The organism is Jiangella rhizosphaerae (genome assembly GCF_003579925.1).
Classification (GTDB): Bacteria; Actinomycetota; Actinomycetes; order Jiangellales; family Jiangellaceae; genus Jiangella; species Jiangella rhizosphaerae.
This window is the reverse complement of record NZ_QUAL01000369.1, coordinates 1-7,925: the sequence shown is the minus strand read 5'-3', so window position 1 is coordinate 7,925 and position 7,925 is coordinate 1. Positions and strand designations below refer to the sequence as shown.

The 7,925-nt window shown below is 73.3% G+C and carries 11 protein-coding genes; 2 read left to right on the top strand and 9 right to left on the bottom strand.

What is annotated here, in order from left to right:
- From DY240_RS34225 to DY240_RS25485, 7 genes are all read right to left on the bottom strand, one after another.
- Positions 1–228: TadE/TadG family type IV pilus assembly protein (locus DY240_RS34225; protein WP_199702415.1), on the bottom strand; the 228-nt coding region annotated here is incomplete at its 3' end.
- 7 nt (positions 229–235) lie between these two features.
- The gene (locus tag DY240_RS25510) at positions 236–469 is read right to left on the bottom strand and encodes a hypothetical protein (protein ID WP_199702412.1); all 234 of its coding nucleotides are present in this window, start codon (positions 467–469) and stop codon (positions 236–238) included.
- A gap of 52 nt (positions 470–521) precedes the next feature.
- Positions 522–1,442 carry a type II secretion system F family protein gene (locus tag DY240_RS25505; protein ID WP_119662502.1) on the bottom strand — a complete coding sequence of 307 codons (921 nt, stop codon included), beginning with the start codon at positions 1,440–1,442 and terminating at the stop codon, positions 522–524.
- Entirely contained in the window at positions 1,439–2,299 is an 861-nt protein-coding gene (locus DY240_RS25500; RefSeq protein WP_119662501.1) for a type II secretion system F family protein, read from the bottom strand. Before DY240_RS25500 ends, DY240_RS25505 begins: the two co-directional genes overlap by 4 nt.
- Positions 2,296–3,597, bottom strand: a complete 1,302-nt coding sequence (locus DY240_RS25495; protein WP_119662500.1) for a CpaF family protein — start codon at positions 3,595–3,597, stop codon at positions 2,296–2,298. The genes DY240_RS25500 and DY240_RS25495 overlap by 4 nt, the downstream gene beginning before the upstream one ends.
- Before the next feature lie 4 nt (positions 3,598–3,601).
- On the bottom strand, positions 3,602–4,381 hold the full coding sequence (locus tag DY240_RS25490; RefSeq protein ID WP_119662499.1) for a hypothetical protein: 780 nt from the start codon (positions 4,379–4,381) through the stop codon (positions 3,602–3,604).
- A gap of 4 nt (positions 4,382–4,385) precedes the next feature.
- Positions 4,386–5,117 (bottom strand): SAF domain-containing protein, encoded by a 732-nt coding sequence (locus DY240_RS25485; protein WP_119662498.1) that lies wholly within the window; start codon positions 5,115–5,117, stop codon positions 4,386–4,388.
- Positions 5,118–5,479: 362 nt separating this feature from the next.
- On the opposite strand from DY240_RS25485, the gene ndk reads away from it, so the two are divergent.
- Together ndk and DY240_RS25475 are read left to right on the top strand one after the other, a co-directional pair.
- Positions 5,480–5,887, top strand: a complete 408-nt coding sequence (ndk, locus tag DY240_RS25480; protein WP_119662497.1) for a nucleoside-diphosphate kinase — start codon at positions 5,480–5,482, stop codon at positions 5,885–5,887.
- A 126-nt stretch (positions 5,888–6,013) separates the two neighbouring features.
- The gene (locus DY240_RS25475; protein ID WP_147375523.1) at positions 6,014–7,075 is read left to right on the top strand and encodes a hypothetical protein; all 1,062 of its coding nucleotides are present in this window, start codon (positions 6,014–6,016) and stop codon (positions 7,073–7,075) included.
- Positions 7,076–7,118: 43 nt separating this feature from the next.
- Here the strand turns inward: DY240_RS25475 and DY240_RS25470 are convergent, their stop codons facing one another.
- Together DY240_RS25470 and DY240_RS25465 are read right to left on the bottom strand one after the other, a co-directional pair.
- Positions 7,119–7,469: a DUF4233 domain-containing protein gene (locus DY240_RS25470; protein ID WP_119662495.1), complete on the bottom strand. Its 351-nt coding sequence runs from the start codon at positions 7,467–7,469 to the stop codon at positions 7,119–7,121.
- Positions 7,466–7,925, bottom strand: a 460-nt coding sequence (locus tag DY240_RS25465) for a glutamate ligase domain-containing protein (protein ID WP_325049312.1), incomplete at its 5' end; no start/stop codon positions are given. The genes DY240_RS25465 and DY240_RS25470, both read right to left, overlap by 4 nt.

Below are 7,925 nucleotides of genomic sequence, written 5' to 3'. Positions count from 1 at the left end.
CTCCGCCGCCGCCAGTGCCGCCGGCGTGCCGCCGCCGACGCGTGCCGTCCGGGCCGCCTCGCGGGCCGCCGCCGCGGCGATCTGGTTGCCGTGCCAGGTCAGCGTGAACTGCACGATGATGAAGATGATCAAGAACATGATCGGGGTGTACATCGCGAGCTCGATCGCGGTCGCACCCCGCTCCCTTCTCGATCGCAGTCGTGCGATCCGCGCCTGGACGACGTTCATCGGTCCGTCAGAGCCCGCCGCCGGGAGCGTCCGGGATGTCGATGGACTCGGCCTCGTCGGTGACCAGGTTGTAGATGACGACGCCGACGGCCGCGGCCAGCGCCACGAGGATCGCCGTGATGATGACGAACTCGATGGCCGACGCGCCGCGCTCGGGCGCGCGACGGGCCCGTTCGGTGTGCACCTGCAGGCTCAGCAGCAGCCAGCCCAGCGGGGCGGACGGCGAGAAGTTCAGCTTCATGGGGGTGTCTCCTGGTCGTGTCGTGGGTTCGAGCCGTGCTTGCGGGGGTTCGTCAACTCTGGTCCAGCACCCCCATCACCGCCGGGTAGACGAGGAAGAGCAGGAAGCCGCAGCACAGCACCAGCTGAGCGACCAGCATGGACTGCGAACGCTGCCCGGCCTTCCCCTCGATCTCGGCCAGTTCGCGCCGGCGCAGCGAGCCGGCCCGGGCGGCCAGCGACTCGCGCACCTTGGCGCCGTCCTCGGCGACCAGCGCCAGCGCCGCGGCGAGGTCGCGCAGCTCGTCGACGCCGACCTCGTCGCCCAGCTCGCCCAGCGCCGCCCACGGCGTGACGCCGTGCAGCCGGGCGGTGAGCAGGGTGTCGCGGATGCGCACCATGGCCCAGCCGTCGCTGAGCGACGACGCCGCCTGCAGCGCCTCGGGGACGCCGCGGCCACCGGCGAGGTTCATCGCGACGAGGTCGAGGAACGAGCCGACGACGTGGCGGAAGTCGCGGCGGCGGTCGGCCGCGCTCGACCGCGCCGACAACGTCGGGACCAGCCCCAGCACGAGCGCCAGGATCAGGCCGAGCGCCGTCGCCGCCGGGATGCTCAGCCCGATGTGCGCGAAGGACAGGATGGCCGCGATGACCACCGGCATGAGGAAGCCGGCCAGCGCGGACAGCACGCTGGTGGCGAGGTGGCCCTCGATGGACCGGCCGAGCAGCGAGAGGTCGGCTCGCAGCGACCCCATGCGCAGGCCGACGCCCTCGAGCGTCTGACGCAGCTGGCCGCCGAACCGGCGCATCGCGGCGGACTCGCCGCTGCCGCCGGTGACCGTGGCGGCGGTGAGGCGGTCGCGCCGGGCGCGGCTGCGCTCGGCGTCGAGGCGGGCCAGCGCCGCGGCCGGATTGACCCGCGGCACCGAGAGCACGTAGCCGAGCAGCAGCGCCCCCGCGCCGGCGATGGCGCCCGCGACCAGGATCAGCGTCACGCGCGCACCTCCCCCGGCTCGGCGGTGACGAGGAAGCGGGCCGGCGTCTCGAACTTCGCCAGCCGCCGCATCCACAGGAAGCCGATGGCGAAGATCGCGATGACGACGCCCAGGACGATCTGGCCCACCGCGGTGTTGTACGGCTCGACGAAGTCGCGGTTGATGATCGACAGGCCGACCATGAAGGCCAGGCTGACGCCAACGACGATCTGCACCGAGCGGCGGGTGCTGGCGCGGCCGGCCATGACGCGCTGGCGCATGTCGAGCTCGGCGCGGGCGGAGTCGGCCAGCGAGCTGAGCACCTGCCGCAGGCCGGGGCCGCGCAGCCGGGCGTTGAGGATCAGCGCGGACACGACGAGGTCGGCGCTGGCGTCGTCGAGGTCGTCGGCGAAGCGCTCCAGCGCCTCGGGCATCGGCATGCGGATGCGCAGCCGGTCGGCCAGCAGCCGCAGCTGCGGCTGGATGGACGGCGAGGCCGCGTACACGGTGGCCGGGATGGCCTGCTCGAGGCCGACGGCGCCGGCGATGGTGTCGCGCAGCGACTCCGTCCAGGACGCCAGCCCCTCCAGCCGGGCGATGGCCGTGCGCTCCTCCTTCGCCCCGCCGAACAGCGCGGGCCAGAAGGCCACCAGCAGGCCGCCGCCGATGGCCGCGACCGGCCAGCGGGTCACCAGCAGCGTGACCACGCCCGCGGTGATGCCGTACACCGTCTGCCGCCCCAGCCGCTCGACCAGCGAGCGGGACGAGCCCGGCGTCGGCGGCTTCGGCTCGCTGCCGCGGATCGCGATGATCAGCAGCAGGACCGAGGCGCCGATGGCGGCCCCGATGAGGGTGATGAGCAGGATGGTGGGGCTCACGCCACCACCCCGGCGTTGGCGTCGTAGCCCACCGCGATGAGGTCGTCGATGCAGGCGATGGGGGCGGCCGGGACGGCGACGCCGTCGGGCCCCGCGGCGAAGATCTCGCTGGACAGCACCCGGCCGTCGACGCCGTTGATCTCGCGGATGCTGGAGACGAACCGGCGCAGCCGGCCGCCCTCGGCGAACTCGTTGCGCTTCTCGACGAACACGACGAAGTCGATGGCGCCGGCGATGAGCATCATGGTCGCCTCGACCGGCAGCCGCTCGACGGACTGGATGGCATAGGTCGAGATGCGGTTGAACACCTCGATGGAGCTGTTGGCGTGGATGGTCGACAGCGAGCCGTCGTTGCCCTGGCTCATCGCGTTGAGCATGGTGACGATCTCGTCGCCCAGCACCTCGCCCACGATGACCCGGCTGGGGTTCATGCGCAGGCTGCGGCGGACCAGCTCGGCCATGGTGATGGCGCCCTGGCCCTCGGAGTTGGGCAGCCGCTCCTCGAACGCGACGACGTTCGGGTGCAGGTCGGGGAACTCGCCCAGGCCCAGCTCGAGCGCGCGCTCGACGGTGATGAGCCGCTCGGACGGCGGAATCTCGTTGGCCAGCGCGCGCAGCATGGTCGTCTTGCCGGCGTTGGTGGCCCCGGCGATCATGATGTTCTTGCGCGCGGCGACGGCGGCGGACAGGAAGGCGGCCAGCTCCTCCGTCACCGAGCCGTAGCCGACGAGGTCGTCGAGGTGCACCCGCGACAGCCGGGCGCGCCGGATGGAGATGGCCGGACGGGCGCAGACGCCCATGACGGCCGAGAGCCGGCTGCCGTCGGGCAGCCGGAGGTCCAGCTGCGGGTTCGCGGAGTCGAAGGGGCGGCTGGTGAGGCCGGAGTAGGCGCCCAGGATCTGCACCAGCTCGACCAGCTCGTCGTCGCTCTCGGCGACCGGCGCGCCGACCACCTCGCGGCCGTCGGCGTACTGGATGAACACCTGGTCGCAGCCGTTGATGTCGATGTTCTCGACCTCGAGGTCGTCGAGCAGCGGCTGCAGCCGGCCCACGCCGAACAGCGCGGCGTGGATGCCGGAGGAGATCTCCTCCTCTTCCTCCGCCGACGGCGGCGTGCGCCCGGCCGCGATCTCGGCCCGGGCGTGCGCGTCGAGGACCCGGCTGATGACGGCGCGGGCGAATTGCCGCTCGTCCTCGCCGGACATCGGCGGGATGCCGTTGGCGGCGTCGTCGCGGCGCTGCCGGGCGAGGGTGTCGGCGACCTCCTCGCGGAGGGTGCGGACGAGGTTCTGGTCCACGTGGTCAGCTCCTGCTCGGGATACGCGCGTGCGCCTGGGCCAGCGTCCGCACCGACTCGCTGAGCTCGCGCGCCGAGCGCACGAGCAGCGAGCGGTCGATGCGGCGGCTCCACCGGCCGGCCAGGGCGCCGGCGGCCTTGGGGTCGTCGGCGATGCGGCCCAGCACGGTGACCTGGTGGCCGTCGTGCTGCAGCAGACGGTCGAGGTCGCGCGGGCTCGCGGTGTCGCTGCTGTCGGTGACCAGCACGATGCCGACCGGGATGCTGCCGGCCTGGCCGATCTGCAGCGGCTCGGCCAGCCAGCGCAGCCGTTCGCGCAGGTGCGCGTAGTACTCGATGCCCGGCCGGACCACGAACACGACGGCGTCGGCGGCGTTCATGACCGGCAGCAGCGGGGTGCCGGGGACGATGCGGCCGCAGTCGACCAGCACGTCGACCGGCAGCGCCTTGAGCATGGTGGCCATCGACGGCCACACCGAGCCGATGCCGGTGAGCTGCTCGGGCCGGACGACGCCGGCCAGCACGTCGAGGCCGCCGTCGGCGGTCTGCAGGTGCTCGGCCATGTTCGCCTCGGCGACGCCCCGGCGCGCGGCGGCGGCCAGCGACAGCAGGCCGCGCTCGGGGTCGAGCGGCTCGCCCTCGGCGTCGCGGTGACGCAGGGCGAAATCGCCGCCGGCGGGATCGAAGTCGGCGACCACGACGTCGAGCGGCCAGATGGCCCCGAGCGCGTTGACCGTGGTGGTCACGCCCGGCGAGCCCTTGGCGGACGCGAACGCGATGAGCACCGGGTCAGTCCTCCCCGGACTCGAACGGGGTGCCCCGCTCGACCAGCGTGACGACCAGTTGGTTGGTGGCCGCGAGACCGCCGACCGTGGCGGCGTCGCCGCGGTCGACCAGCAGCGTGACCGTGGAACCGGCACCGCCGCCGGCATCGCCGGTGCCCTCGGCCGCGGTGGCGGAGGCCACCCGGGCGCCCTCGACGACGGTTTCGCCCTCGCCGGTGACGATCGAGACGAGGTCGACGATGTCGCCGGGTTTGAGGCCGCCGGCCGGCAGGAAGCCCTGCGCGAGAAACGCCCCGACGGCCACCTGGCCCTCGGTCAGCGGCGAAGAATCCTCCAGCATCGTGGTGTCGAGCAGCTGCCCTTGCGCGAGGGCGACGCGGGCGTATCGTCCGACGACCTGGTCCGCCTGCGACTCCGGAATGAGGCTGTCGAGCTCAGAGGCGACCTGAGTGGTCTCGAGGTCGTCGCTGGTGATCTGCTGGCCAGCGGCGACGTCCCGGGCCAGCACGAGTACCGGCGTGCGCTCGTCGACGCGCATGGCCAGCAGCGCGGCGACGGCGGCGCCGCCGACGATGAGCAGCACCGCGAGCGCGGCCAGCGCCGGGCGGCGCTGCCGCGGCGGCGACGGCAGCCGGGTGTTGTCGGCACGGACCCGCTGGTTGCTGCGGATGCCGCGCTGTTCCCGCGCGCGCTGGCGCTCGTTGGCCGCGTCAGTCGTCTGAGTTGTCCCCGCCATGAGGTGCCTCTACCGCTCCTGCCTCGTCGCCCCCGTCGCTGCCCTCCCGAACCGGCCGGGACGGCCGGGAGCAGCCGGGGGGACTCGTATCGGAGCTCCGGCCGAGGCGACCGGTACGGACGCCGCGTCGCCGGATGCTTCGACGTGCACAAACAACCCCGCTGCCCCCTGGACGTTCGGGGGAACTTTACCTTGGACGCCTGACCGTGGTCATGCCCCCTGCCGGATGCGCATCCGGCACGGTGGACGCTACCGGCGGGCGCTTTCACGACGCTTTCATCGCGCCGCCGCTGGGGACCTCGCGGCCGGTGGTGGACTAGTGTCGGGACATTGCCGATCCACACGACCGCACAGGAGCACCCGTGTCCGAGCGCACGCTCGTCCTGATCAAGCCCGACGCCGTCCGCCGCGGCCTGGTCGGGGAGATTCTGGCCCGTTACGAACGCAAGGGTCTGACCATCGTCGCGATGGACCAGCGCACCATCGACCCCACACTGTCCGACGCGCACTACGCCGAGCACGTCGACAAGCCGTTCTACCCCGCGCTGCGCGAGTTCGTCACCGGCGGCCCGCTGGTCGCGCTGGTGCTCGACGGCGACCAGGCCATCGACGTCGTCCGCGCGATGAACGGCGCCACCGACGGCCGCAAGGCCGCGCCGGGCACCATCCGCGGCGACTTCGCGCTGTCGAACTCCGAGAACCTCGTGCACGCCTCGGACTCCCCCGAGGCCGCCAAGCGCGAGCTCGACCTCTGGTTCCCCGGCCTCTGAGTCAGGTTCCTCCCCGATGGCGGGTGGTTCGGTGGTGCCATAGCGCCACCGAACCACCCGCCATCGTTATCCACAGGCTGAGAATTCGCACTTCCGCCGCCTCGCGCGCTCGCGCAGGATCGCGTCGTGCCCCATGAACATGCTCATGCGCTCGCTCGCGCGCAGGACGGCCTGATCACACGCCGGCAGGCGTTGACGGCCGGCATGACCCGCGATGCGGTGCGTCATGCCACCCGGGCCGGCGGTCCGTGGCAGCGCGTCCTGCCAGGCGTCTATGCGACCTTCAGCGGACCCCTCGCTCCCCAGCACCGCCGGCGGGCGGCGATCCTGCACGGCGGCCCCGGTGCGGCCATCAGCGGCGCGTGGGCCTGCGAGATGAGCGGGCTCGAGTATGGACCACCGGCCGGTGCGGCGATCGACGTGCTGGTGCCGTGGGAGTCGGCCCGCCGGAGCAAGGGCTTCGTCCGGGTCTGCCGGACGACCCGGCCGCCGGAAGCGCGCATGTGGGTCGACGACTCTCAGCCCGACGTGCCGCTCCACGTCCTCCTGGAGCAGGCCGAGCACGCACCGATGCCGGGCGTCGTCCCGGTCGTGGCAACGGCTCGAGCCGTGGTGGAAACAGTCGTCCGCTCGGATCACCTGCCGGCCGACTGGCGGCCGGTCTGCTCGCGTGCTGACGGCTGCCCTGGCTGCTGGCACCAGCCGGAGCAGCACCGCGAGCTCGCGCTGCGCAACGTTCGCGCCCTGCTGTGCGAAGCCGTACAGCGGCGCCGCACCACGCTCACAGCGCTGCGCGCCGAGGTCGCCGCCGCCCCGCGCCGCGGCGGCGCGCTCGCCCGCCTCGCCATGAAGGACATCGAAGCCGGGTGCCGGTCCGCGCCGGAGTGCGAGCTGCGCGATCTCATCCGTACCAGCCGCCTGCTCCCCGAACCACGCTGGAACCGGCCGCTCCCCGGCCACCGCGGCATCTACCCGGACGCCTGCTGGGAGCGCGTCCATCTGGTCGTCGAGGTCGACTCGCGCAGCTTCCACGGCTTCGGCGACGCACCCGCCCGTACGGAACAGCGACGGGCCCGCTACGCCGCACTCGGCTACCGGGTACTGCCGGTGTCGCCGGCCCGGCTCCGCGCGGAACCGGCCGCCGTTCTGCGCGAGATCGAGGCCGCCTACGTCGCCGGCGACGCGTGATGGCGGGTGGTTCGGTGGTGCCAGAGCGCCACCGAACCACCCGTCATTGCTCCGCCTCGCGTGCGGCCGCCTCGCGGGCGGCCTTCTCGCGCTCGACCTGCGGGCCGATGCGAAGCAGCACGAACCACAGCAGCGCGAAGATCCCGCCCAGGATCAGCATCGCCGGCACGACGAAGCCGGCGGCGATGGAGCCCACCTGGGCCGCCGTCCCCAGCACGTAGCCGGGCCGCCCGCGGCGCACCGTCGCCGCACCCAGGACGCACAGCAGGGCGATGCCGCCGCCGGCCAGCCACGCCGCCCCGCGGCCGACGTCGGCGATGTTGATGGCGACCGGGACGGCCAGCAGCACGACGATCGTCTGGATCGACAGGATGGTGGCGGCGATGCGGTTCACGAGCCGGCCCCGAACGCCACCCGCGCGTCGCCGGCCGTCACGACCGAGCCGGTGACCACCACGCCGTAGCCGCCCAGCGACTCCTCGCGCTCGGCCAGCCGCAGCCCGGCGTCGATCGCCTCGGGCAGCGGCACCGCCTGGTGCACGCGGTCCTGGCCGAACACGTCGACGGCGATGTTGGCGAGCTGGTCGACGGGCATGGTGCGCGGCGAGGAGTTCTCCGTGACGACGACGGCCTCGACGACGGGCTCGAGCTCGGTGAGGATGCCCTCGACGTCCTTGTCGGCCATGGCGGCGACGACGGCGACCAGCGCGGTGCCGGCGAACTCCTCGGTGAGGGCCGCCGCCAGTGCCGCCGCGCCCGCCGGGTTGTGCGCGGCGTCGGCCAGCACGACCGGGCCGCGGCGCAGCGCCTCGAGCCGGCCGGGCGAGGTGACGCGCGCGAACGCGGCCCGG